The organism is Paenarthrobacter sp. AMU7 (genome assembly GCF_041200195.1).
Lineage (GTDB): Bacteria > Actinomycetota > Actinomycetes > Actinomycetales > Micrococcaceae > Arthrobacter.
The window spans coordinates 25,827-49,922 of the sequence record NZ_CP165735.1 but is presented as its reverse complement, the minus strand read 5'-3'; the positions used below and the strand labels follow the sequence as shown (position 1 = coordinate 49,922).

The window sequence follows — 24,096 nt, the reverse complement described above, 5'->3', positions numbered from 1 at the left end:
TGCATCCCTTTGTCGAGTGTTCTTACTCCAAGGAGTCATGCAGTGCGATTCTCTTCTGCCCTTTTCCGCCGTGCCTGCGTACCGGTGCTGAGCCTGGGCCTGTTGTCCATTGGCCTTGCCGTGCCGGCCGCTAATGCGGACACCGAACCTTCCACACCCGCTGTTGATGCTCCTAAGTCGGAGGCATCGGCTGTTGCAGAAGCAACTGCGACAGCCCAGGACGTAGTAGTTGATGCGGCGACGAGCCCAACGTCAAAGACCACGGCGCACCCGGACGGCACGTTGTCCACGACGATCAGCAACGAGCCGGTGCGGATGAAGACCGGCGAGGGCTGGACTGATATCTCGACGGATTTGGTGCATGCAACCGTTGACGGCGTCTCGGTCCTGAAGCCCGAAAACGTCCCGGTCGACATCACTGTCGGCAAGGGCGGTACAAGTGAGATCGCGAGCCTGGATGACAAGAAGGGCCACTCGATCACGCAGTCATGGCCTTTCGGCACTCTTCCCGTACCGGTGGTGGAGGGTAACTCAGCGACGTACCGTCAGGTGCTGCCGGGTGTGGATTTGATCCAGCTCGTACACAAGGCCGGTATCTCCCAGGTTCTGAAGATTGAAACGGCTGAAGCGGCCAGGGATCCCCGTGTGGCTGAGATGCGGATCTTCCTGGATTCGGAGAACCTTGTCGTGGCCCAAGGGGCTGATGGGGAACTGACCGGCAAGGGCACCGATTCCGGTGATGTGGAGCTGCACAACACCGGTGGGCTGTGGTGGGATTCCTCCGCGCAGGGCGCCACGGCCACTGATCCTGGCGGACAAGGCGTCTCCCGTCCTTTTGAACTGAGTCTCCGTTCAGAGGCCGGCAAGCAGGCCCAAGTCTTCGGCATGGACGAGATCCTGGACACCGCCGGGCTGACGTTCCCTGTGTATGTCGACCCTGACTGGACTTTCAAGCAGCCTTCCTACGTATTCGTTGATACTGCCTACCCGGGCACGTCCTATTGGAACGGGAACCTCACCGACGGCCGGATGCATGTGGGGTATCTGCCGACCTATTGGGCCCCTGATGGCCGGACTCACTTGGCCCGATCCTATTTCCAGTTCGACACTTCCTACATTGTGGGCAAAGACATCCTGGCTGCCCGGTTGAACACCGTGGAAACCTGGTCATCATCGTGCACCCCGGCGAACGTCGCCTCCTGGGTGACCGGAGACATCGGGCCTGGCACAACGTGGAACGTCCAGCCTGGCCTGATCATGCAGACCGACATGGGCGCCGTTGCCAAGGGTTACAGCACCGCGTGCCCTGCCGGTTCGGTCGGCTTCGACCTGATGGCTGCCAAGTCCATTTTGCTGAACAAAACGAAGTGGAACGTCATGCTCGCCGCCGGGAACGAATCCGACCCGCTGGGATGGAAGAAATTCCAAAACACCGCAGACATCACCGTCACCCACAACGTGGCACCGAACATCCCGGTGTTCCAATCCATCTCCGACGGCCGCTGGTTCGGCACTCCTTGGACCGATGGGTCAAGAATCTACACCCGGGACAAAACCCCGAGCTTCACGGTCCAGGCCAGTGACCCCGACAGCTATGACGGCGGGACCCTCACCGTTCAGATGTCGGTGTGGAAGAACGGTGTATGGCAGGGAGCCGACGGAAACTTTTCCGGCGTCAGCCCAGGTGGTGCCAACGTGACGTGGCAGGACTCCCCTGCGCTAGCCGATGGCTCCTACACACTACGGGCGATTGCAAAGGATAAGTGGGGGTTAACGTCGCCACTCATGGCTGTCGATTTCACGGTCGACACCACGGCCCCTTCGACGCCCAAAATTACGCCGATTACCGCGCCTCAAGCTACCGTTCCCAGCTACCCGAATGGTGTGATCGGCGAGACACTGTTCAGTTTCAAGCTCTCCAGCACCGACGCGGCCAACAAAGCGGACGGGTACATCTTCGCGATCCAGGAAGGGACAGCCGCGGCCATCTATCCGGCCGATCTGCTGAACTGCTCCCACACCCGAGTACGCGAGTTTGTCGTAGTGTGCCCTGGCTATGGGCAAGACACCACGATCACCATTACAGCCCTGGATGAGTACACCTCGTTGACAGTGTGGGCCTTCGATGATGCCGGCAACATCGCCATGCCTATCAAGGGCGCCCCGGCGCATGTGAAATTCTCCGTCCCGGCCCTGCAGACATTGCCGAACACTCAGACTGATTTCCTGGAACTGGAACTCAGCGGGGCGGAATGGATCCCCGCAAAGGACATCACCACCAGTCAGTGCGCTGACGGTAAGCCGATCAACGCGGGAACGACCGCTGATGTCCTAAACTTCCCCACCACCGGCACCTACGCGGACACCAAGGCCAAAGCGGGATCCACCGTGCGGCGGGCAATCGACCCCGGCGATGGCTTCAGTGTTGCAGCATGGGTCTGCCCAAAAACCACCACCGGACTTCAACCGCTGATCAGCCAGTTGGCCAACTCATCCACGATCGCAGCTGCACTGCGGTTCGACGGGGGAACCTATCACCTGGGATCACGGCTAAGCACCGGGATCGAAGAAAGGGTGAGCACCGCACAGCTTGCCGCCGGTCAATGGACGTACGTCACGGCCGTTTATGACAACATCAACGCCCAGCTGCGGATCACCACAGCCAACGCGAACCAGGTCGGCGACTGGACCATCGCCGCGTCCCCGAATGCGACCCATGTCGGCACGGACGCCACCCAGCCCGTCCGGTTGGGCCAAGGGTTCGCCGGGCAAATCTATCGGCCTGTCATGACCCAACGCGTGCTTAGCGAAGCCTCCTTCGGGACGATCCAGACCCAGTACGGGACCACGAGAGGACTGCTCAAATGAGCCGCCACAAAAAGATGACCCGGAAGTCCCAAGCCGGGCTGACCGGACTGCTCGCTGCAGCTGTCATCGCCTCCGGTGCCGGGTTCATTTATATCGTCGCGCCTTGGAACTCGTCCGACAGCGCCCAGGAAATCAAGCCCGTGCCCGCCGCTGACTTTCAGCCCACGACCGAGTCTGGCACCAGCGAGCCTGCGTCCGTCGTGGTCGGAGAGTCCGCCGACGGGGTCAAGACCATGCGTTTCGGTAGCGGAACCCCGGCCTCGGTTCCCACGGAACCAAGCACTACCAACACCACCAGCAGCACCCCCGAAGGAACATTCAGCGATACGGGATCCTCCCCTGTGCGTCTGGGGCCTGCACCGATGGCACCCGCTCCGGCGAACGACAAAGGCGCCGGAGACTTCGCGAAAATCCCCGGCACGGCCTCAGGTTCCTGGGGCGTAAAGGGCCAGACCGGCGGGTTCACCTACAGCTACCCGTTCTCGCTGCGGCAGGCACCGGCCGGACCGACACCGGAACTGGGAATCTCCTACGACTCCTCCCGGGTCGATGGCCTCACCAGCGCCACCAACAACCAGGCCTCGGTAGTAGGCGACGGCTGGGCACTCTCCGGGACCGGGACCATTCGGCAAAAATTTGGTTCCTGCAACGACCAAGGCGTCACGACTTCCTACGACCTCTGCGGAAACAAAGAGGGACAGTCCTTCTCGATTTCCTTCGGCGGCCGGTCCGGGGAAATCATCATGGACCCCACCCAGCCCGCGGAGAAACGCTTCAAGCTCCAAAACGATGACAACACCAAACTTGAGTACCTCACCGGAGCGGCCAATGGCACCTTCGATGGCGGCTACTGGAAAATCACCGACACCAGCGGCACCCAGTACTGGTTCGGCGTGAACCGCATTCCGGGCTGGTCGCCCGGCAAGGAAAACAACTCCGCCGACATTGTCCCGGTCTATGGGCGCCCGGGCCAGCCTTGCTACAACAGTGCCGGGTTTGGCAGTTCGTCCTGTATGCAGGCCTATGCCTGGAATCTTGACTACGTCGTGGACCCGAACGGCAACTCCCAGGGCTACTTCTATAAGCAGGACACGAACTTCTACAAGTCTCAGGGCGGGTCTGGCACGCTGAAGGCCTACCATCGTGCCAGCCGTCTGGAACGGGTGGATTACGGCATGCGTGCCGGCACCGAACTCTCCACCCAAGCCCCCTTGCACGTGACCTTCGGCTATACCGGCCGCTGCACCAGCGTGGACTGCACTTACGGCACCGACGTCCCTGACCTGAGCAAGTACGCATGTACCTCGACGTCAACGGCCTGCGCCATGCAGTCACCGACGTTCTTCACCGACCAGCGCCTGGTCACGGTCATCAGCCAGGCCCTGTCAGTGAACCCTGCAGGATACGGCGATCTGGACTACTGGACCTTCTTCCAGTCCATGCCCGACCCCGGGGACGGCACCAAACCGGCCCTGTGGCTCCAGCAAGTCATCCACCAGGGAACGAACAGGACCAGCACAGCCCCCGGCACCTCGTGGATCACGGATCCACCCATCATGTTTGTCGGCGACACCCTGCAAAACCGGGTCTGGACCGTCGACGGACTTGCCCCGTTGAACCGTGGCCGCCTTATGTTCATCAAAGCCTCCACCGGTGCCACCACGACGGTGACCTACGAGGACCAGCAGTGCACCATTGAAGAAGCCGACAAGGATGGCGTCGGCGACATCGTCCCGGAAAACAACACCAAGCGCTGCTTCCCGCAGTGGTGGACACCCACCACCCCGATCGTCCAAGATCCCCGACAGGACTTCTTCCATATCTACCCCGTGAAGACAGTCGTCACCAACGCCGGCCCCGGGACCAATGGCACCTCCGACACCGTCACCAACTACATCTACGAAGGCAACCCGGCATGGAAGTACGCCGGCCCCAAATACGTCGCCGGCACCGGAGCATCCCAGCTGACCTGGTCCGTGCTGGCGGGTTGGTCCAAGGTGAAGGTCAGTGTCGGCAACGCCGCGCCCAAACCCACCACCGTCACCACCTACCTACGCGGGTTGAACGGAACACCGTCCAACACCACCGGCGGGGTCCACGCGGTCTCCGTGACAGCCTCGGACGGAACCGTCTACACGGACTCACATTGGTTTGCCGGACAGGAAATCGAGAAGGAGACCTTCGTCGGTGACGGCGGCACGCGGCTGGGTACAACCATCACTGCGCCGTGGGCTTCCGATCCAACCGCGACCTCTACCGCAGCCCTGGGCAGTATCCAAGCCAGGCACATCGGCACCGCATGGGTGAAAACCCTTCAGGCCACCAGCACGTCGGCGACGCCGCGCAAGAACCTGGTCACCACCACGAACGACGCTCTGGGACGGCCGATTTCGGTCAGCGACCAAGGCGAGGACCTGGTCGCAGGTGATGAAACCTGCGTCACGACCACCTATGCGGATAACACTGCAGCGAACCTGCTCTCCCTGACCGCGACGGTGAAAACCTTCGCCGGCAGCTGCTCCACCACCGGGAACCTGCTGACCGCCACCCGTGCCCTCTATGACGGTTCCACCTCAGCGGACCCCGGAACCACCGGGTACGTAGCCCCGACCAAGGGCAACATCGCCCGCAATGACGCTGCTACGACCACCAGCGGCACGGCTGTCAGCGTGTGGAAACTGGGACCGACCATCGGATACGACGCCCACGGCCGACCCACCACGTCCACCGACAACTCCACCGGGACACCCCGGACCACGACAACCGCCTACACACCGGCGGCCGGCCTGCCGACCACGGTGACCATCACCAACACCACCAGGAACTGGGTCAAGACAACCACCCTGGATTCGATGCGCGGCCAGGTTCTGGTTGAGAGCGACATAAACCAGAACCTGACCAGCTACCGCTACGACGCCTCGGGACGAGTCACCGGGGAATGGAGTCCGCTGCGCCCCCAGGCCAGCAACCCCACCCCCGGCATTGAAACCAGCTACTCGATCTCCCAAAACGCGCCGTCGTGGGTGAAAGTCACCAAACTCTCCAGCGACGAAGCACCCACCTCCACCTACACCCTCTACGACGGGCTCGGACGCGTCCGCCAAACACAAAAAATGTCCCCCGGCGGCGGTACCATCGCCACCGACACCTGGTACAACTCCCGCGGAGACAAATCCAAGACGAACAATGATTACTACCTCTCCCCGAACCCCGACGGTGTTCTGAAAATCCCGTCCCTGGCCGTGCCCTCCAGCACCACGTACTTCTACGACGGGGCCAAGCGTCCTACAGCAGTCAAGGCCATGGCCAACGACAATGTGCTGCTGTGGTCCACGCAGATGAGCTACGCCGGCGCCGACACGACCACCATCACCGGACCCGGCAGCGAAGCTGCCACCACCACCGTGAACAACATGAGCGGCAAGGTGCTCACCCGGAAGCTGTTCCACGGTCCCACCGCGACGGGAACAGCAGACACTTCCACCTACAGCTACGACGCGCTCGACCGGCTGACCGGCATGACGGACACGGTCGGCAATGACTGGTCCTGGACCTTCGACGCCGCCGGACGAGAAATCTCTGCTGTCGATCCGGACTCCGGAGCCCGCAGCACGACGTACGACGCGGCAGGCCGTCAATCCAGCACAACGGACGCTGCCAACACGGTCTTCGGCTATGTCTACGATGATCTGGACCGGGTTCTGAAGAAGACCCTCGGAACCGGAACCGCTGCCCAGACGCTTGAGGCCTATACGTATGACGGGAACAAGAAGGGCCAGCTCAGCACCAGCAAGCGCTACAACGGTGCAGCCCTGAACCAGATCGTCACCACGACAGTGACCGGCTACAACGCCGCCTATCAGCCCGGCACGGTTTCGGTGCAACTGCCCGCCGCGTTGGATGCCACAGCACCGACGTACACCACCACCCGCAGCTACACCTCAACGGGTCAGATCGAACAGGAAAGCCGACCTGCCATCGGGCAGATGCCGGCCGAAAACCTGACCTACGTCTACAACACCTTTGATATTCAGACCTCGGTGTTCAACGACAACTGGGACACCTTCGTCGGGGACACCCAGTTCAACCACCTGGGCCAAATGTCCCAGTACGCCCAATACGACAACAACAACACCGTCGGCGGCACAGCCAACACCACAGGCCGGAACCAGGTCAATTTCACATGGGATGCCACCACCGGACGGCTCACTGACCAGTGGTCCACGAACAACACCCGCAACGTCGCTTCCGACTTGGGGAAAGTGGAGTACACCTACACCCCGTCCGGGAAGATAGCCTCAAGGGAGCTAGCCTTCAGCAGTCGCCCGACCAACCCGTCGGACTACCAGTGCTACAGCTACGACCACGCATCACGCCTGGCCGCAGTGTGGACACCCGCCCCCACAACAACCACGAACTGCTCAACCGTCCCAGCCGTTGACGCCGCCAGCGTCACCGGCCTCGGCGGGCCAGCCGCGTACGCGCAAACCTACAAGTACACCGCAGCCGGTGACCGCGCCGAAGTCAGACGCTTCAACAACACCGGCGCCCTGGCCGTCAAGGAGACCTACACCTACCCCGCTGCCGGTGCAGTCGGGCCGCACAGGGTCCAGAAAATCGACACGGCCCCCACGGGCGGGACCGCCTCGACCCAGAACTTCACCTGGGACGCAACCGGAAAAATGACCAACAGGTCAGCCCAGACCCTGACCTACACGCCAGACGGGCGCCTGGCCACCAGCGCAGGGGCCAGCACCATCCCCGCGAACCCCAACCCCAACGCCGGCACAGGTACACCGCCATCGGTCACTCCAGCCGTCGCCGCTGTCACCGGGGAAAGATTCTACGACGCAGCCGGCGCTCTCGTGGGAATCAAAGACGGGACCGGAACCACCATCTCCATCGGTTCGGTCACCGCACACACCAGCACCACCAACGTGAAGACCGCGACCTGCACCTACACCTTCGCAGGCAAAACGGTTGCACAACGGACCGCCACAACATCCGGGACGAAACTGATCTTCGTCATCGGGGATACGGTCAACACCGCGCAAACCTTGACGCTGCCCACAGCAGGTGCAGGACCGATCACCACCCTCACCCGCTACACCGATCCCCTCGGGCTAACCCGACGTGCCAACGCAACAGCCACAGCCAACAACACCTATGCCGCAGCCGCGGCCGGCACTTCCGGTGTCGGGTCCAACGCAGCGAACCCCGCAGGGTTCGGTGCCACCAACGGCTACATCTCCGGACTCGACGACACAGCCAGTGCCCTCACACACCTCGGTGCACGAGAAATGGATCCCGTCACAGGCATCTTCATCACACCAGATCCGATCCTTAACACCGAAGATCAACGCGGGTTCACCCCCTACACCTACTCCTTCGGCAACGTCATCAACACCTCGGACCCCAGTGGCCTCAAACCCACCTGTGACTGCGATGATGACCGCAAGGGCACCTATTCCTACAAAGGCAACGGCCAATACAACGACGGAACGCAGGTCGTCCAAGAACCCTGGTACATGAGGCAACAGCCCCAACGCCCCTGGTGGGAACAGTGGTTGTCAACGCTCGCGCCCAAGGTCACGCATAAATCTGGTGGGTCTGTACAGCACATCGGCGGCGGCTTGAACGGTACGTCCAAGTTTATCTACGTGCCCTCCGCTGGGGATGACTATGAGGGCCAGCTACAGGAGGCCCTCAGGTTCGAAAAAAGCATGAAGAACCTAGATGACTTCCTCACCTCCCAACCGTTCGGAATGATCGGGAAGCTAGGTTCGGTACCCGCGAAAGCCGCTGCGAAGGGTGCGGTTAAAGAGGCGACCGAAGCTGCGGCAATTGCCGCAGCGAAATCTGCAAAGACCGTCGGTCCCGTTAGAAGCACCGAGCAAGTATTGGATTCGTTCCGATCGCTCGCTCCAGGGAAAAATTCTCACGTTCGCGTGGTCGGTTCGGTGGACGAGTTAAAGGAAGCGTTCAAGTCGTGGACAGTGGGCGCTGAACGTCTGGATATGCGGGGTCCAAAGATCCCAGATGCCTATCGCTTACCAGATGGCGGGAGGATCCAGTATAGGACCAGTTCCGACACTGGCGGCCCGACAATCGATATCTTCCCAGTGACTGGAAAGCCACGTACTGTGCATCTTGGGGAAGGTGTGCCGTATTGAGCGAGCGTGAAATGATCGACGAGCTACTTGACGATGGACTCGTGGACTGGGTGTCACTGCAAAACGTGGTGTGGGTGTGCACGAGCGGCACGATTACCCCTGACACGAAACGCGTGGCCCTGAATGTCCTTCACCGCCTCTACTCTGAGGAGCTTATGGTGCCCGGAGACCTGGGAGAGACGGGTTTTGAGGATTGGGCACCTCCATCGGAAACGTGGGTTATTCGGTCGGAGATGGAGCTAGATGCTCTGGACTGGCAACCGATGGGAGATGGTTTTTGGTTGAGGCTAACGCCCCACGGCAGGATGATCGCTCGTGAGCATGCGGCCGCGAAGGACGATGATTCGGCGTAGCGATCGCTCGCTCGAACTCTATGCGGGAATGAGGCACCGTCCACAGACGCTATGAAGCTGCATTGCCTGGGCTCCGTGAACACGGGGCTCAGGCAAGACCGTGGCAACAGGTGGAGCTGAATTGGTGGATGGACGATGCCACTAGGCCACTCCGAGAATGTGGTTGACCGTAGCAGTTGGGTGAAAGTGACGTCCGGAAAAACTGGAGGACTTGGTCAATCGTGACAGCCTTTGAATCGGACACACCGTGGTGGTGGACTTGGGACAGCAGCGTCGCCCAATATGCGGTGTTGCTGCGGTTGCTGGTCGATGGCCGCGTAACTGCAGACGAATTTGAAGCTCTGTTTCTCCCTCTGTACAAGGGCGACCGCACTAAGTGGTCCGAGGAAATCTATGAGATTCTCGATCAGTTGTTCTATACGGTCGATGGCTACAACCGTGATCCGGCGCTACGTGACAACGACGTCGATGAGAAAGAGCTGACAAGCAGGGCCACATTGGCACTTGGAGAACTCGGAAAAGTTATGCCGGCGTCTGACACATCCGACCACGAAACCATCCCCGGGGAAAGAGACACAATCCCAAATGCCACCTCTTGCCTACATTCCAGCCCAAGGGTGAGTGACCTCTAGACATGGGGAAGATCAACGAACTTTTGCTGACCGGCCCCTTCCTGCATCGTGAGGCTTCACGCCCGGAGATGGACCCTTTGACCGAGGCTAACGCGCTCCAAGAAGCTCAGCTACTGGACATTCGATTTGACGCCCTGTCGCAAACTGTAGGGCTGCTGTTCGAGCTTCGTGTAGCCCTGCAACTTCGCGATACCAACACTGGGGTCCTCGTCGCCCACGGAGTCACTGAACTATCCTGGTCAGGCCGGAGCATCACGGACCTAACAGCCTGGACTGTAGATGGATCCCATCCGCACCTAGAGCGAGGGCTCTTCAGCCTGGAACTCGGTATGTGGCCAGCACCCGGAGCTCAACTCAAACTCGAAGCCGAGAGTGCAGCTTTCTTCGCAATAGATGTCCCGGGCCTTTCGGAAGCACCGCCCGACTATACCGAGACGGATCGAACAAAGATCGGCGCAGAAATTGCTGGATGGGAATCTCCATTCCGAACAGTTCATGCCAGCTTCCTTCGCGGCTTCGCCTCACTGTAGACGAGGAATCCCCAGGCTTTGCTGCCGCCCCCCAACACCGGTCACTACCCGTTTACGAATTTGATCTAAGACGTCGCCTCGGAGTGGCTGTCCTCAAACTTCCTTTACCTTTCAGTGGCCACTAGCGCTTTTTGGTGTCGGTACAAAGTTGCCCGGCTCCACCCCACCAGCCCGGCTGCCTCCGCAGCTGTCTTACCTTTGGCCCGAGCATCCCGGACGATGGCAAGCTTGTCGGCGATGACTGCAGGGTCGACAAAGGGCCGCCCGAATCTGGTCCCCGAAGCTTTAGCAGCGGCGATGCCTGCATTTACTCGTTCTGTGATGAGTTCACGTTCGTACTCAGCCAAGGTGGCGAGCATGTTCAGCATCAGCCGACCACTGGTGGTCGCCGGATCAATACCATCAGAGATGGAACGGAGCTCCACTCCCCTACCCCGTAAAAGATTTACGGTGTTCAGCACATCAATCAGTGACCGGCCCAACCGGTCCACCCGCCATACCACCACCGTGTCCCCTGCCTCGGCATACTCGAGCAGCTTCTTCATTCCGGGTCGTTCGACCGCGGCCCTGCTGCCGGAGGTAACGTCCGAGAAGATGTCACGTCGCTGCACACCTGCGGAAGCGAGCGAATCCAGCTGCAGCTGTGCATCTTGGGCCCTGGTGCTGACCCTGGTGTAACCAAGTAACCTCATGCGTCTCATTCTGTCTTGGAAACTCCCTCATTCCGCGCATATAGGACACTTTGTGCTGAGGCGACTTTACGAGACAAAGGAAACCCTGGATTCAAAGGTGCTTCCCGAGTATTTTCCGGACTGAGGCTTCCGTCTTGGAAACCTTTAGATTTATGAGACATACGCTCGGGGTGGCGGTTCTGCACCCCAAGATCCGATGCTCGACTGAAACGGCTGCCTTTAATTATTTGGCCTCAAACAACTCCAGCGAGACCCTCTGACCCCTGCCCCCGTCGACTTCAAAAACGTTTGCCAAACCCTCTGACCAACTGGATGGCTTCGTCAGCACCCGGCACCTGGTAGATACTCTTCCCTGGGCGCGCGGACCCCTCGCGACTACTACCTAACAAAGATGCCGCGTAGTGCAGGTCTACTCATTCACGCTACGCGGCTCACGATGAGGGCTTCTTCGGCCGCGGGGTCACCAAGGATCGACGCAGGGCATCATTCCAAAGCACTGACCGTCCCGCCCTCAGCCCCTCAGCCCCTCAGCCCCTCACCAAAACAGCACACCAACCACATCTTGCGCAGGATCACCTTCTCGGCACCCGTGGTGTACGCCTCCACAACCAAGGCGGGCTGTCCGCCGTCGTAGACTATTTCTCCAGTGGCCGCAGCGCCATCCGGTGAACATCCGAGCCGCCCTGGCACATAAATAGCGGCGCCCAGCCAGAAGAGTCAATCAACTCTTGTAGCACAAGTACATAACTTGTATCCTAAGTGGCAGGCAAGGATGCCGCACCCACTAGGAGAACCATGAGCACCGTAGATCTCATTCGCCACGTCAAGCTGTCCACGGCTCGTTTGCCCCTCACCGTACCGATCAGCGACGCGAAAGTCTTCACCGGCAGGCAGAAGCCCATGACCGAAGTAGTGTTCCTGTTCGCCGAGATCACCACGGAGCAGGGCCACAGCGGCATCGGCTTCAGCTACTCCAAGCGTGCAGGCGGACCCGCACAGTACGCCCACGCCAAGGAAGTCGCCGAAGGCATTATCGGCGAGGACCCGAACGACATCGGCAAGATCTACACCAAGCTCCTCTGGGCCGGCGCATCGGTGGGCCGCTCGGGCGTGGCAACGCAGGCACTTGCCGCGATCGACATCGCACTCTATGACCTCAAAGCCAAGCGTGCCGGACTCCCCCTGGCCAAACTGCTCGGCTCCTACCGCGACTCCGTCCAGACCTACAACACCTCAGGCGGCTTCCTCAACGCCACACTGGACGAGGTCAAGGAACGCGCCACCCGGTCCATCGATGAGGGCATCGGCGGCATCAAGATCAAGGTCGGCCTGCCTGATTCCAAAGAAGACCTGCGCCGCGTGGCCGGAGTCCGCGAGCACATCGGCTGGGACGTCCCGCTCATGGTGGACGCCAACCAGCAGTGGGACCGTGCCACGGCGCTGCGCATGGGCCGTCAGTTGGAGGAATTCAACCTCATCTGGATCGAAGAACCACTGGATGCCTACGACTTCGAGGGCCACGCACACTTGGCCCAGATCCTGGATACGCCCATCGCAACGGGCGAGATGCTCGCATCCGTTGCTGAACACAAGGGCCTCATCAACGCCAACAGCTGCGACATCATCCAGCCCGACGCCCCCCGCGTCGGCGGCATCACCCAGTTCCTGCGCCTCGCCGCCCTTGCGGACGAACGCGGACTCGGCCTGGCACCGCACTTCGCCATGGAGATCCACCTGCACCTGGCCGCCGCGTACCCACGCGAGCCGTGGGTGGAGCACTTCGACTGGCTCGACCCCCTGTTCGAGGAACGCCTGGAGACCAAAAACGGCCGCATGATCGTCCCGGACCGTCCCGGTTTGGGCGTCACGCTCAGCGATCAAGCCCGCGCGTGGACCTCGGAATCAGTGGAGTTCGGCGCGTAATCTTGAACCCATGAGCCGAAACCTGACCGCGGATCTCGCCGCCGACCTCCGCAACCGCATCGTCGACGGCGCCATCCAACCAGGTGAGAAGCTCCCCAGCGAAAACACCCTCATCAGCGAGTTCGGGGTGAGCCGGACGGTCGTCCGCTCGGCCCTGACCCGACTGCAAGCCGAGGGATTGGTGGAAACCGAACGCGGGCGCGGCAGCTTCGCGCTGACCCCGCCCGCGGAAGGTCCAGCAGCAGCGCCAGGAACACGCTCGGTATCCAGCATGGAAGACCGGCTGCAGATGCTCGATTTCAGGATCGGCGTCGAGACCGAAGCTGCCGCATTGGCAGCGAAAAACCACACCGAACACCAACTCAAGGCCGTGCACGGCGCCTTGGAACAGTTCACCGCGAGTTCAGGCCACCCGGCGCACTCCATGAAAGCGGATTTCGAGTTCCACCGCGCCGTGGCTGCAGCTACAGGCAACCCCTTTTATACGGATTGCATCTCCGCCCTGGGCCAAACCATGATCACCATGCCCCGCCCGCGCCTCGTCGCCAGCGTAGACCAGGACTCCCCCGAACGCTTCGCCCAGGTCGTCCACGAGCACTCCTCTATATACGCAGCAATCGCAGAGGGTGATCAAGTGGCTGCCGCGGCAGCCATGCGCCTGCACCTGAGCAACTCACGACGCCGGTTCACGGGTTCTGCGCGCAGCTGACGGTTCCGCGCGCCTCGCCCAACTAGGTAACAGCAACTGCTCCTACGAAGCGCCAACAGAACGTTATCTGTCACCCAGTTGGGATCCTCTGGAAAACAAAAGAGCCCCGGTCCTAAGACCGGGGCTCTTTCAAATGCGTGCGCGAGGGGGGATTTGAACCCCCACACCCTTTCGGATACTGGCACCTGAAGCCAGCGCGTCTGCCGTTCCGCCACTCGCGCGCAACTTCTTTTTCCAGATTCAGCGGGTTTCCCAGCTTCGTTTCCTTCAAAAGCAGCGAGATCAAGCATAACGGACATTCCCGGCAAAACACCAATCGGGAGATGGCACCCCCTCCGCGAGACCCCGGAGCCCGGAAAAATCCCGTCCCAGCGGCGGAACTCCACGGAAATTTCATGGGCCGCCTCCCGCACCAGCGAGGGCCGGGAGCGAACTTTTCCGGGTCGCAAGGCGTTGTGGATTAAGGCCATTCCCAGTCAGTCCCAGTAGTATCGGGAAGTGGAAGGGCCGTCAGGCGCGTACTTCGCCGTGTGCGCAGACGGACTATCGGACCAGGCACAACGGGTGCCGCGGCAAGGAAAGGAGAAGGACATGGGTTTGCTGGACAAAGTCGAGCGCGGCATTGAAAAAGCCGTTCGCAACGTCTTCTCCACAGGGTCGCGGGCACGTGTTGAGCCGGTGGAGATTGCGAGCAAGTTGAGGCGCGAGTTGGACAACAAGTCCATCACCATCGCTGCCGGCCGCACCCTCGCTCCCAATGTCTTCGATGTCCTGCTCAGTGACGAAGATTTTGCCAGGGCCCAGGAATGGGGAACTCCCTTGGCAGAGGAACTCTGCGACGTCGTCATCCAGCACGTCCGCAGCCAGGGCTACACGCTCCAAGGCGCAGTCAGGATTTCGTTCCGCCGCAATGACGAAGAACGTGCCGGGCACTTTGAGATCACTTCCCGGACCGAAAAATCCTCCGATGACGCCGCTTCCGCCCCCCAGGCCCCACGGGCCAACGTTCCGGCCGCACCGGCCCGGCGTCCCACCCGTCTCCAGCCAGTTCTGGACATTGGTGGCCAGCGGTACTCCCTCAATGCCCAGTCCGTGGTGCTGGGACGCTCCTCGGAGGCCGACATCCTGGTGGATGACACCGGCGTCTCCCGGAAACACCTTGAGGTCCGCACACAGAACGGCAGCACGTGGGCCGTTGACCTTGGCTCCACCAACGGCAGCTACGTCAACGGGCATAAGGTAAACGGCAGCGTGGAACTTACAGACGGCTCAACCATCACGATGGGACGTACCAAGATCATTTTCCGCCTTCTCCCCCAAACCCCGGGTGGCAACGCGTGAACGACATCAGCGAACTGACCATCACAGCGCTTCGCTTCGGGTTCCTCCTGCTGCTGTGGGTCTTGATCTTCAGCATTGTCTCCACCATGCGCCGCGACTTCCAGATCGGCCGTAAAGCCGTCACCGGAGTTCCCACAGCCCGCGAAGTCCGCAAGCATCCGGAACTGGCTGCTTCCCCGCCGCCAGCCATCCAGCATGCCCGCAATCTGGTGGTGACAGAGGGTCCACTCAAGGGCACCACTGTCCCCTTGGCCGCCAGCCCCATTCTTTTGGGCCGCGCGCAGGAAGCCACCCTGGTCCTGGAAGACGACTACGCTTCGGGCCGGCACGCACGCTTGTTCCCGCAAGGCAGCCGCTGGTTCATTGAGGACCTGGGCTCCACCAACGGCACCTACTTGGCCGATCAACAGCTCACCCGTGCATTGCCGGTTGAGCTTGGCGTCCCCGTGAGAATCGGCAAGACGGTCATTGAATTGAGGCCGTAGTCCATGGCCTCCCCCGAGACCACCGAAGGCAAGGAAAAGCCCGCGGAGCGCCCGCTTATCATGCGCTACGCGGCGCGTTCCGACGTCGGACGGATCCGCTCCAAGAATGACGACTCCGCGTACGTGGGCCGCCATCTTGCAGTCGTGGCCGACGGTATGGGTGGTCACGCCGGCGGCGATGTTGCCTCGGCGTCAACGGTGCTGGACATGATCCACCTCGATCATGACGACTATCCTGACGGCGCAGAGACTGTCCTCGCGGATGAGATCCAGACGGCCAATTCGCTGCTTTCGGAGCTTGTTCACCAGAATCCCAAGCTTTCCGGCATGGGAACTACTGTGACTGCCCTCCTCCTGGAAGACCGCAAGCTCCACTTCGCGCACATTGGTGACTCCCGCGCATATCGGCTGCGTAACAAGAAGTTTGAGCAAATCAGCATCGACCACACGTTCGTGCAGCGGCTCATTGACGAGGGACGCCTGCGTCCCGAAGAAGCCGAAACCCATCCCCACAAGAACGTCCTGATGCGCGTCCTTGGCGACGTCGATGCCAGCCCGGAACTGGACCTGGACGTCCTCGACGTCGAACCCGGCGAACGCTGGCTGCTCTGCTCCGATGGCCTCAACTACGTGGCCGGGCACGTGGTGGAGCGCATAGTTCGTGAGACCAAGGACCTTCGCGAATGCGCTGAGATCCTGGTTGATCTCACGCTGGAAGCCGGCGCCCCGGACAACGTCACCGTAGTGATGTTGGAGATCGTGGAAGAGACCGACGACGACGTCAACACGGCCGCCGTCGACGTCGTTCCGGCTGCGGCGCTTGCCGCGGTGGACGAGCCCGGGGCGGTCACCGCCTCCAAGCCCTCTGTGGGTCCTTCCGCCACCAAGTCGGCCGAGGACACGCAGGCCGAGCCCAAGGAGAAGGCCGCGAGGGAGGCCGAAGCTGGATCGTCATTCAGTGCCACCGACCCCAGCGCCACAGACGACGAATCCGACGAGGCGTCCACATCCTCGGATGAGTCCAAAGAACCTCCCATCACCACGGATCCGCACCTGGGCGAGCACCTGTCCGCTGAGGTCCTGCGCGAAGAATTGGCCAGCCGCCCCCATGAGCTGGTCGGCGCTGCGGCAACAGCTGCGGAGACCGGCTCCATCCCTACTGTGGCAGGCCGGACGGTTGCCCGCAGGGCTGCCACCGTCCTCACCCACAAGGCCGAACAGGATCGACTGGACGTCGAGGAACCTGCACGGCGCCGCGTCCGCTGGTTGATGCCCGCCGTCGCAGCGGTTGTTGTAGTGGGAGTCGTAGTTGGCCTATGGCTTGGCTACGCGTGGACCCAAACCCGTTATTACGTGGGCGAATACGATCAGCGCGTCGCCATCTTCAATGGCATCTCGCAGCGACTCGGCCCCATCCAGCTCTCCCGGCTCGAAGCCGTAACCGATATCAAGGTGGATTCATTGCCGGAATACGGTCAGCAGAGCGTACGCCAGACGGTTCCCGCAGGTGACCTCGACGACGCACAGGCCATTGTGGAGAACCTGAAGAACACCGGCAGCGCCTCAGCCAACTGCCCCACCACTGCTCCGGCGACAGCGACAGCCACGCCGTCGCCCACCAGCACCGTGCCCGTACCGAGTACTGCAGCCGTTGCTACACCTTCGCCCGTCCCGACTCCCTGTGAGGCGGCCAAGTGATTCAGACTGAAACTGCTCCCAAACCACGCCGGAACGTTGAGCTTGTCCTCATCGTGCTGGCCCTTGCCGTAGGCGTTGGCGCGAGTGCCTTGGTGAGCATCAACTCCGACGTCGGCCTGGACCGGGACTTCTGGTTCCAGTCGAGCTTGCTGGCCGTGGCGGCTTTTGCCTTCCACATGGTCCTCAGGCTCCGCGCGAAGTATGCCGATCCGGTAATACTTCCCATTGTCGTGGCCTTGAACGGTCTGGGGCTTGCCCTGATCCACCGCATGGACGGTCCAGGTGACGATACGGGCAACAACCAGCTCCGCTGGACCCTGATTGCCATGGCAGTATCCATCGCCGTGATCTGGTTCCTCAAGGACCACCGGATTTTGCGCCGCTTCACGTACATCTCACTGGCAGCCAGTGCGTTCCTGCTGATCCTTCCCTTGATACCGGGCATTTCCGCCGGTGAAATCCTCGGTGCCCGCGTCTGGATCCGAGTGGGACCCATGACGTTCCAACCAGGTGAGATCGCCAAGATCACGCTGGCCATATTCTTTGCCGGGTACCTTTCCTCCAACCGGGATCTCATCCTCCTGGCCGGCCGGAAGATCGGCCCCATGCAGTTCCCGCGGTTCAAGGACCTCGGGCCCATGATCACCGCTTGGCTGGTGAGCATTGGGGTCTTGGTCTTCCAACGTGACCTCGGTTCTTCCATCCTCTTCTTCGGCCTGTTCATCGTGATGATTTACGTGGCCACCAGCCGTATCTCCTGGGTTGTCATTGGCCTGCTGCTGATCCTTGGCGGCGGATTCATTGCCTCGCAGATCTTCTCGCACGTGGCTTTCCGCATCGACAGCTGGATCAACGCCTTCACCCCGGAGGTCTTCGGCAGGTCGCCCGGTGGCAGTGGGCAGATTGTGCAGGGCTTGTTCGGCATGGCCGACGGCGGGCTGGTTGGTACGGGCCTTGGCCAAGGCCGCCCGGACCTGGTTCCGTTCGCCAACAGCGACATGATTGTGGCCCTCATCGGCGAGGAACTTGGCCTGATCGGCCTCTTCGCCGTCGTCATGCTGTACCTGCTGCTCTTCACGCGCGGCTTCCGCGCCGCCCTCGGTACCCGCGATGCCTTCGGGAAACTCCTGGCGTGCGGCCTGTCCTTCGCGATCGCCCTGCAGTGCTTCGTCGTCATCGGCGGTGTCACCCGGCTCATTCCGTTGACGGGCCTGACCACACCCTTCCTGGCAGCCGGTGGTTCCTCGCTCTTGGCCAACTGGATCATCGTCGGCTTGCTGCTCATGATCTCCAACACGGCCCGCGGGCCGGTGGACACCACTCCCATGGTGGGCAAGCCCCCTGCCAGCAGCAGCGCGCCCGCACGTAAACCCACCACAGGACAGACACCCAGCGCACCAACAGAGGCGGTGAAGCACCAATGAACCAGGCTATTCGCAGCTCCTGGATGGCGGCCGTCGCCATGTTCGCGTTGATCTTCGGCGCCATCAGCTATGTCCAGGTGATTGGCGCTGACGACCTCAACGCCAATCCCTGGAACCAGCGCGCCATCCTCGCCTCGTTCTGCAACGACCGCGGCGCCATCATCGTCGGCGGCAAGCCGGTGGCTGAGTCTGTTGCCGGCACAGAGTCCTGCGCGTTCCAGCGCAAGTACAACCAGCCTGAGCTCTACGCCGGCATTACCGGTTACTTCTCCAAGGGCTTCGGTTCAACCGGCTTGGAACTCTCCATGGAGGACACCCTCGCCGGCAACTCGGACCAGCTCTTCCTGGACCGCATCAGCCAGATGTTCCTAGGCAACGAGCCGAAGGGCGCATCGGTAGAACTGACCCTGGATCCTGAAATCCAAAAGTTGGCCTATGACCTCATACCCGATGGCCAGCGTGGATCCATCGTGGTTACCAACCCGAGGACCGGTGCCGTTCTGGCCATGGTGTCCAAACCGTCCTACGACCCCAATCTGATTGCGACCCATGACACGGCCGCCGCAGAAGCAAGCTACGCAGAGCTGAACCAGGTCCCGGGCATCAACCTGAACCAAAACGTCAGCGGCCCCACGGGCAACCTGCTCTCGCCGGGTTCGGTCTTCAAGCTCATCGACACAGCTGCTGCTCTGAACTCAGGCAAGTACAACAAGGACAGCGAGCTGCCGAACCCCAGCAGCCTGCCGTTGCCCGGTTCCAGTGCCAGCCTGCCCAACTACGCCGGTGGCAACTGCAACGTCCGGGAGACGGCGTCGTTCGCCTTTGCCCTGGAGCAGTCCTGCAATACTCCGTTTGCCAGCATTGCGCTGGACCTGGGCCAGGATGCCATCCGCGAACAGGCACAGAAGTTTGGCTTCGGCGAGACCTTCGGCGATCAGCTCAAGCTCCAGCAGGCGCCCAGTATTTTCCCCGAGGACCTCGACCAGGCCCAGCTCGCACAGTCCTCCGTGGGCCAGCGCGACGTCAAGGCCACCCCGCTGCAGATCAACATGATGACGGCCGCGATCGCCAATGGCGGTGTGCAGATGAAGCCGAACCTGATCAAGACGGTCCGAGCTCCTGACCTCCGGGTCATCAGCGAACTCAGGCCCGAGGCGCTCCGTACCAGCACCACCCAGCCCATCGCGGCCCAAATCACCGAGTGGATGACCAGTGCCGTGGACAACGGCATTGCCAAGGGAGCAGCCGTGTCCGGGGTCAAGGTAGCCGGCAAAACCGGTACTGCGGAGCTCGGCGATTCAGGTTTGAACAACTCATGGTTTACCGGGTTCGCCCCGGCAAACGACCCGCAAGTAGCCGTCACCATCGTCATGGAAGGTGTGGATGTGCTCAGCGGTGCCCAGCTAACCAGTCCGAACGCAAAGAAGATTTTTGAGGCGGTGTTGAATAAGTGAGGCCTACTTCGGGAATCACACTCGGCGGCAGGTTCCAACTGACCAGTCGTATTGCGATTGGCGGCATGGGCGAGGTCTGGAAGGCCAAGGACCAGATCCTCGGCCGGATCGTTGCCATCAAGGTGCTCAAAGAGGAATACACGGGTGACCCCGGGTTCCTCCAGAGGTTCCGTGCCGAGGCACGGCACACCGCCCTCCTCAACCACGTGGGCATCGCCAACGTCTTTGATTACGGCGAAGAAGCCGGCTCGGCCTATTTGGTCATGGAGCTCGTTCCGGGTCATCCCTTGAGCGGAATCCTCGAGCGGGAGCAGGTGCTGTCTCCGGACATGACGCTCTCCATCATCGCGCAGACTGCCCGCGCCCTTGCCGTGGCACACGCGCAGGGCCTGGTCCACCGCGACATCAAGCCCGGCAACCTGCTGATCACGCCGGACAACCGCGTCAAGGTCACCGACTTCGGCATTGCCCGTTTGGCGGACCAAGTTCCGCTGACACAGACCGGCCAGGTCATGGGCACCGCCCAGTATTTGGCTCCTGAGCAGGCAACCGGCCAGACCGCCACGGGTTCCTCGGACATCTACTCACTGGGTGTCATCGGCTACGAGTGCCTCACCGGCCACCGTCCGTTCTCCGGCGAATCGCAGATCGCCATTGCCCTGGCGCAGGTCAACGACGCGCCGCCGCCCCTGCCGGAGACCTTGCCGACACCCGTCCGCGCCCTCCTGATGTCCATGCTGGCCAAGGATCCCAAGAACCGTCCTGCCAACGCGATCAAGCTGGCCGAAGCCGCCGAGGCCATCCGCAACGGCGACATCGCCACGGCCCATGCCGCCGTACCCGGCATGCTGCTGTTCGAATCCACTACCGGACCCATCACAGCGCCTGTAGACACCGCGACGGCCCCCACCGGCGTCGTCACCTCGCCTTACGGAAAAGAGCAGTCGTCGACGGCGACCTCCGCACTTCCGGTGCTGGGCGCCGGTGCAGCCGGAGCTGCTGTGGGAGCGGCCGCGGCCTCGTCCGACAATCCGCTGTCACGCGCCAACGCCCTGGAGGCAGAGCGTCAGCTGAACGACGACGAGGAAGTCGTCTACACCGATGACGAGAACTTCGACGATGGCGAGCCGGAACGCAAGAAGCGCAGCCCCTGGACTTGGCCGATGGTTGCCTTGATCCTGCTGGTGCTGTTCGCGCTGGTCGGTTTCCTGATCACCCAGTCCGGGTTCTTCTCGCCGACCCCCAGCCCGAGCCAGTCCACCACTGCCAGCACCAGCCGGTCGGCGAGCCCGACGTCGACCTCGGCTACGCCAACAGCGACGACACCTCCTCCTACGTCCGAGGCACCCTCGCCGACGCAGTCAACGCCGCAGAAGATCAACGTGATCCCCGAGCAGTATCTGGGTCAGCCCTTCCAAACCGTCAGCGCGGAACTCCGCAATCTGGGCCTCGGCGTCGACGGTGTGGAGGTCTTCAACCCGGCTGCTCCAGGGACAGTGGTAGACATCAACCCCACAGGGCCTGTTGATCCGGGACAAACCATCACGGTTCAGTACTCCAAGGGACCTGAAGCGGTCGCCGTCCCCACCATCAGCGTGGGAGCCAGCGAGTCACAGGTTCGCGCGGCCATTGAGGGCGCCGGACTGCGGTGGGTAGCCGGGGATCCGGTGAACGGAGCCGTAGGCCAACAGGCCGGTACGTTCGTAAGGTCTTCGCCGGCGGCTGGAGCTGAGGTTCCCGCAGGTTCTACAGTGACCTACTTCCTGTCCAAGGCCGTTGTACCCACCAACCCCGGTTCCTCAAGCGCCAGCCCCAGCGGCACTGGCAGCCCGAGCAACTAACTGAGTCCCATGTCTACGCCACGCCAAGGTCCCGCGCATCGAGAGGAGAGCACACCTGTGTCTTCACAGCGCATCCTCAATGAACGCTACGAACTCGGTGATTTGATCGGTCGTGGTGGCATGGCGGACGTATACCGCGGAACGGATACTTTGCTGGGGAGGACCATCGCGGTCAAGATCCTGCGTGCAGATCTGGCCCGCGATCCGCAGTTCCAAGCCCGGTTCAAACGTGAGGCACAAGCCGTTGCGGCGCTGAACCATCCGTCCATCGTGGCCATTTTCGATACCGGCGAATATTCCGTCCCGGGTGGCCCCGGCGAGGACGTTCGTGTTCCGTACATCGTCATGGAATACGTCGCAGGGCGCACCCTGCGGGACATGATCAAGGCGAACGAACTGGGCGTTGAGAATTCCATCGGCTACACCCTGGGTGTCCTGGCCGCCCTGGAATACAGCCACCGTGCGGGAATCGTCCATCGCGACATCAAGCCAGCCAATGTCATGGTTTGTGCTGACACCGGAGACGTCAAAGTCATGGACTTTGGCATTGCACGCGCCATGGCAGATTCCGCTGCCACCATGACCCAAACCCAGGCCGTCGTAGGCACGGCACAGTACCTTTCACCGGAGCAGGCCCGCGGCGAAACCGTGGACGCCCGCAGCGACCTCTATTCGGCGGGTTGCCTCCTCTATGAACTGCTGACCAGCCGGCCGCCGTTTGTCGGCGACAGCCCGGTCTCGGTGGCCTACCAGCACGTCCGCGAAATCCCGGATATGCCCAGCTCGCACAATCCCGACGTTTCCGAAGCCCTCGACTCGGTCCTTGCCAAGGCCCTGCAGAAGAGCCGGACAGACCGTTTCCAGGACGCTGCTTCCTTCCGCCGCGCCCTGCGCGCGGCAAGCAACGGCATTCCCGTCCCGGCTGTCCCGGCAAGCGAGGCACCCACTGATCCGAACGACCTTGTGGACCAAGAGGACCCGGATACCCAACTCCTGAGCTCCACCGCAGTGGGCTTTCTTGCCGCTGACCAGTTCAAGGAAGCGGAGTATAAGGACGAGCCCGCTGAACAACAGCCGGAGGAGGTCCTTCCTTTGGGCCTCCCACCGGAACGCGAGCGTACAGCGGGCCAGAAGAGCCGCCGTCGTGCGTGGGCTGCAACTCTGGTGATCTTCACTCTTATCGTGCTGGCAGGCGGCGGTTTCTGGCTTTACAACCTCATGAACGCGCAACCGCCGGTCCCGGCCAAGATCGCTGTGCCCGTGGTGGCCAACATGACAGAGTCCCAAGCCATCCAGGAACTCTATTCGGCCAAGCTGGTGCCTAAAACGGTGCGCGAAGCCAGTGACACGGTGGCCAAGGACATGACCATTGGCACATCGCCCACTGCAGGTTCAATGCTCGACCAGGACGCCGAAGTTGTCCTCAAGATTTCCAGCGGACCCAGCTCGGTAACCATTCCGGCCGACATCGTGGGCCGTACGGAGCCCGACGCCCGTGACGCCCTGCGCAGGCTGGGTATCACCGGCGATATCGTGACTGTCCGGACGCACAGCGCTACTGTGCCTGTGGGCTTAGTGATCAACACCGGCCCGGCCCCCGGCGGAGCCATCGCCATCAGCTCCAAGGTGGAACTCCAGGTCTCCTCGGGCAAGGTACTCATGCCCCAGCTGATTGGCTTGCCGGTGGCTGAAGCGGAAGCCTCGCTCAAGACCAACGGCTTGCCCATGGTGGTGGTGGAGCAGGAGAACTCCGAGGTAGCGCCCGGCACCGTAACGGCCCAGAGCGAGACGTTCAACACCGAAGTGGATCAGGGTAAGTCCGTCACCATCACGGTGGCCAAGGCCCCCGTCACCCCGACGCCCACTCCCACTCCAACGCCCACGGAGACGGACAAGCCGACCCCCAAACCGACGGCCACCAAGAAATAGCCGGACCGAAGGCAGCGGGCCGGCGCCCGGAAGCGTGCATCAAA

General features: G+C 61.8%; 15 protein-coding genes and 1 tRNA gene. 14 read left to right on the top strand and 2 right to left on the bottom strand.

What is annotated here, in order from left to right:
• Window positions 1-42: 42 nt before the first annotated feature.
• The 5 genes from ABQM86_RS00210 (at window position 43) to ABQM86_RS00190 (ending at window position 10,556) form a co-directional block, all read left to right on the top strand.
• Window positions 43-2,868: a LamG-like jellyroll fold domain-containing protein gene (locus tag ABQM86_RS00210; protein ID WP_369745612.1), complete on the top strand. Its 2,826-nt coding sequence runs from the start codon at window positions 43-45 to the stop codon at window positions 2,866-2,868.
• A complete protein-coding gene (locus ABQM86_RS00205) occupies window positions 2,865-9,041 on the top strand; it encodes a hypothetical protein (RefSeq protein ID WP_369745611.1) in 6,177 nt (2,058 codons plus the stop codon). Before ABQM86_RS00210 ends, ABQM86_RS00205 begins: the two co-directional genes overlap by 4 nt.
• Entirely contained in the window at window positions 9,038-9,394 is a 357-nt protein-coding gene (locus tag ABQM86_RS00200) for a hypothetical protein (protein ID WP_369745610.1), read from the top strand. The genes ABQM86_RS00205 and ABQM86_RS00200 overlap by 4 nt, the downstream gene beginning before the upstream one ends.
• 221 nt (window positions 9,395-9,615) lie before the next feature.
• On the top strand, window positions 9,616-10,026 hold the full coding sequence (locus ABQM86_RS00195; RefSeq protein WP_369745609.1) for a colicin immunity domain-containing protein: 411 nt from the start codon (window positions 9,616-9,618) through the stop codon (window positions 10,024-10,026).
• Between the two features lie 2 nt (window positions 10,027-10,028).
• The gene (locus ABQM86_RS00190) at window positions 10,029-10,556 is read left to right on the top strand and encodes a hypothetical protein (protein WP_369745608.1); all 528 of its coding nucleotides are present in this window, start codon (window positions 10,029-10,031) and stop codon (window positions 10,554-10,556) included.
• Between the two features lie 104 nt (window positions 10,557-10,660).
• Here the strand turns inward: ABQM86_RS00190 and ABQM86_RS00185 are convergent, their stop codons facing one another.
• Window positions 10,661-11,248 (bottom strand): recombinase family protein, encoded by a 588-nt coding sequence (locus tag ABQM86_RS00185; protein WP_369745607.1) that lies wholly within the window; start codon window positions 11,246-11,248, stop codon window positions 10,661-10,663.
• Window positions 11,249-12,043: 795 nt separating this feature from the next.
• Between ABQM86_RS00185 and ABQM86_RS00180 the strand changes: the two genes are divergently transcribed.
• Together ABQM86_RS00180 and ABQM86_RS00175 are read left to right on the top strand one after the other, a co-directional pair.
• Entirely contained in the window at window positions 12,044-13,171 is a 1,128-nt protein-coding gene (locus ABQM86_RS00180; RefSeq protein WP_369745606.1) for a mandelate racemase/muconate lactonizing enzyme family protein, read from the top strand.
• Window positions 13,172-13,181: 10 nt separating this feature from the next.
• Window positions 13,182-13,880: a FadR/GntR family transcriptional regulator gene (locus tag ABQM86_RS00175; RefSeq protein WP_369745605.1), complete on the top strand. Its 699-nt coding sequence runs from the start codon at window positions 13,182-13,184 to the stop codon at window positions 13,878-13,880.
• A gap of 138 nt (window positions 13,881-14,018) precedes the next feature.
• Here the strand turns inward: ABQM86_RS00175 and ABQM86_RS00170 are convergent.
• Window positions 14,019-14,101: transfer RNA gene (locus tag ABQM86_RS00170), tRNA-Leu, on the bottom strand.
• A gap of 370 nt (window positions 14,102-14,471) precedes the next feature.
• Between ABQM86_RS00170 and ABQM86_RS00165 the strand changes: the two genes are divergently transcribed.
• From ABQM86_RS00165 to pknB, 7 genes are read left to right on the top strand one after another with little or no spacing between them, the layout of a single operon-like run.
• On the top strand, window positions 14,472-15,221 hold the full coding sequence (locus ABQM86_RS00165) for an FhaA domain-containing protein (protein ID WP_369745604.1): 750 nt from the start codon (window positions 14,472-14,474) through the stop codon (window positions 15,219-15,221).
• 5 nt (window positions 15,222-15,226) lie between these two features.
• Window positions 15,227-15,706: an FHA domain-containing protein gene (locus tag ABQM86_RS00160; protein WP_172322000.1), complete on the top strand. Its 480-nt coding sequence runs from the start codon at window positions 15,227-15,229 to the stop codon at window positions 15,704-15,706.
• A gap of 3 nt (window positions 15,707-15,709) precedes the next feature.
• Entirely contained in the window at window positions 15,710-17,404 is a 1,695-nt protein-coding gene (locus tag ABQM86_RS00155) for a protein phosphatase 2C domain-containing protein (protein WP_369745603.1), read from the top strand.
• On the top strand, window positions 17,401-18,828 hold the full coding sequence (locus ABQM86_RS00150) for an FtsW/RodA/SpoVE family cell cycle protein (RefSeq protein WP_089593071.1): 1,428 nt from the start codon (window positions 17,401-17,403) through the stop codon (window positions 18,826-18,828). The genes ABQM86_RS00155 and ABQM86_RS00150 overlap by 4 nt, the downstream gene beginning before the upstream one ends.
• The gene (locus ABQM86_RS00145) at window positions 18,825-20,282 is read left to right on the top strand and encodes a penicillin-binding protein 2 (protein ID WP_207595602.1); all 1,458 of its coding nucleotides are present in this window, start codon (window positions 18,825-18,827) and stop codon (window positions 20,280-20,282) included. Before ABQM86_RS00150 ends, ABQM86_RS00145 begins: the two co-directional genes overlap by 4 nt.
• Window positions 20,279-22,123 carry a protein kinase gene (locus ABQM86_RS00140; protein WP_280625280.1) on the top strand — a complete coding sequence of 615 codons (1,845 nt, stop codon included), beginning with the start codon at window positions 20,279-20,281 and terminating at the stop codon, window positions 22,121-22,123. Before ABQM86_RS00145 ends, ABQM86_RS00140 begins: the two co-directional genes overlap by 4 nt.
• A gap of 9 nt (window positions 22,124-22,132) precedes the next feature.
• On the top strand, window positions 22,133-24,052 hold the full coding sequence (gene pknB / locus ABQM86_RS00135; protein ID WP_369745602.1) for a Stk1 family PASTA domain-containing Ser/Thr kinase: 1,920 nt from the start codon (window positions 22,133-22,135) through the stop codon (window positions 24,050-24,052).
• Window positions 24,053-24,096: the final 44 nt, after the last annotated feature.